This window comes from Desulfobotulus pelophilus, assembly GCF_026155325.1.
In the GTDB taxonomy this organism is placed as follows: domain Bacteria; phylum Desulfobacterota; class Desulfobacteria; order Desulfobacterales; family ASO4-4; genus Desulfobotulus; species Desulfobotulus pelophilus.
The window spans coordinates 1-2,205 of record NZ_JAPFPW010000055.1; the positions used below are offsets into that span (position 1 = coordinate 1).

The 2,205-nt window shown below is 46.5% G+C and carries 2 protein-coding genes and 1 pseudogene; all 3 read left to right on the forward strand.

Going from position 1 to position 2,205, the window contains the following annotated elements; all coding sequences use genetic code 11:
• Positions 1 to 39: 39 nt before the first annotated feature.
• Positions 40 to 342 (forward strand): annotated as a pseudogene (locus OOT00_RS15900) (PDDEXK nuclease domain-containing protein); the annotation flags it as partial.
• Positions 343 to 356: 14 nt separating this feature from the next.
• Entirely contained in the window at positions 357 to 1,442 is a 1,086-nt protein-coding gene (locus OOT00_RS15905) for a DEAD/DEAH box helicase family protein (protein ID WP_265426407.1), read from the forward strand.
• The gene (locus tag OOT00_RS15910) at positions 1,387 to 2,082 is read left to right on the forward strand and encodes a restriction endonuclease (RefSeq protein ID WP_265426408.1); all 696 of its coding nucleotides are present in this window, start codon (positions 1,387 to 1,389) and stop codon (positions 2,080 to 2,082) included. Before OOT00_RS15905 ends, OOT00_RS15910 begins: the two co-directional genes overlap by 56 nt.
• Positions 2,083 to 2,205 lie beyond the last annotated feature (123 nt).

Genomic DNA, 2,205 nt, shown 5'->3' on the forward strand with positions numbered 1-2,205 from the left:
CATTGTGGCAAGTCCGAAACTTGAGATTTAAAGCTCCGCTGTTTTGTGGTGGTGGAGCTGAAGGCCGGAAAGTTCTGTCCGGGCCATGTCAGTCAGCTCACCATGTATATGAATATCGTCGATGATATACTTCGCCATCCGGATGATAAACCGACCATCGGCCTGCTTCTTGTAAAAGATAAAAATCATACCGTTGTCAAATACGCCCTTGCGGGCAATACAAAACCCATAGGCGTTGCCGGGTGGGAACAGCAGATAACGGACTCTTTACCGGAAGATCTCAAGCCAAGCCTCCCTTCCATTGAGGAAATTGAGAAAGAACTGGACAGGGATGGGGAATAGAAAGGAGGTGCGGCATGAAAATACAGTTTGATCCGAATCTGGATTTTCAGAAGCAGGCCATAGAGTCCGTTACAGCTGTTTTTGAAGGTCAGGAGATATGCAGAACCAATTTCACGGTTGCCCCTTTGCAGCACAGCCGCCAGATGGAATTTTCCGGCATGGTGGAAAACAATCTGGGCATAGGAAACCGCCTGAAACTTTTGCCTGAAGATATCCTTAATAATATTCGCCGGGTTCAGTTGAAGAATGGACTGGCTCCTTCGGAAAAAATGGATTCCATGGATTTCACCGTGGAGATGGAAACCGGCACAGGTAAAACCTATGTGTATCTCCGTTCCATTTTTGAAATGAACCGCCTGTATGGTTTTACCAAGTTTATTATTGTTGTGCCCTCCATAGCCGTCAAGGAAGGGGTTTACAAGTCCCTTGAAATTACAGCCGCACATTTCAAAGGACTTTATGAAAGTGTGAGCTTTGATTATTTTGTCTATGATTCCGGAAGGCTTTCCGATGTAAGAAATTTTGCCACCAGCCCGGACATACAGATCATGGTCATCAATATTGATGGATTCCGGAAAAGCTTCACGGATCCTGACAAAACGAATAAAGCGAACATTCGTTTTCACGGCCGCATGGCTGGGGCAAGACCCATTGAATTCATACAGGAAACCAATCCCATCGTCATCGTTGATGAACCCCAGAGCGTGGACACCACGTCAAAAAGTAAAGAAGCCATTGCCTCGCTGAATCCGCTCTGTACCCTGCGGTATTCCGCCACCCATGTGGATAAACACCACATGCTGTACAGGCTGGATTCCGTTGATACCTATGAGCAGAAGCTGGTGAAACAGATTGAAGTTGCCGGCATTGAGGTAAAAGACGGGCACAATAAAGCCTATAGCAAGCTTCTGGGGGTCAATAATAAGAAAAGCCCCATCACGGCGAGGATTGAGATGGATTGCCGCATGAAAAGCGGCAGCATCGCAAGAAAAGCTGTGCAGGTTACAAGTGGTTCTGATCTGATGGATACAAAATACGACGGAAATGGACAGGGGCGGAGTTCATGCGGAACAGATTCAGCAGTCTGTCAGTGTATATGATGCCCGGTCCTTTGAGCTTCCGGACCTGATCACATGGCTGCAGAACGATACCAACCTGACCCGCCGTACAATTGTTACAATCATTAAGGACAGCGGGCGTCTGGAATCGTTCAGAAACAATCCGCAGAAGTTTATAGAACAGGTTTCGGCAATCATAAAGCAGCAGATGCGCCTCTTTGTGGTTGACGGCATCAGCTATCACAGAATCGGTGACGACCATTATTATGCGCAGGAGCTTTTCAGTGATAACGAACTTTTTGGTTATCTTCAGAAAAACATGCTGGCAAGCACAAAATCGGTTTTTGACCATGTGGTGTACGATTCCGATATAGAGCTGGAGTTTGCCAGAGCCTTTGAGAGAAGCGATGACATCAGGCTCTATGCCAAGTTACCGGACTGGTTTAAAATTGATACCCCCCTTGGAACCTATAATCCGGACTGGGCCGTGCTGATTGAGGCGGATGGCAGGGAAAAACTCTATTTTGTGGTTGAGACCAAAAGCACAATATATGATGCAGAGCGCCGCCCAGGTGAAAATGCCAAAATCAAGTGCGGGAAGGCTCATTTTAAGGCCCTTGGTAATGATGTCGAGTTTGCTGTTACAGAAAATTTTGTGGGTTTTTCAGGAAAATACGTTTAATTGAGATGTAAAAGTTCAGCATGTCATGCAAAAAAGCCCGGCAAAGGTCTTTCCTTTTACCGGGCTTTTTTATGTCATACCCCTGCTTTTTATTGTTCCCCAAGCCCTGCTACGAGGTGGCGT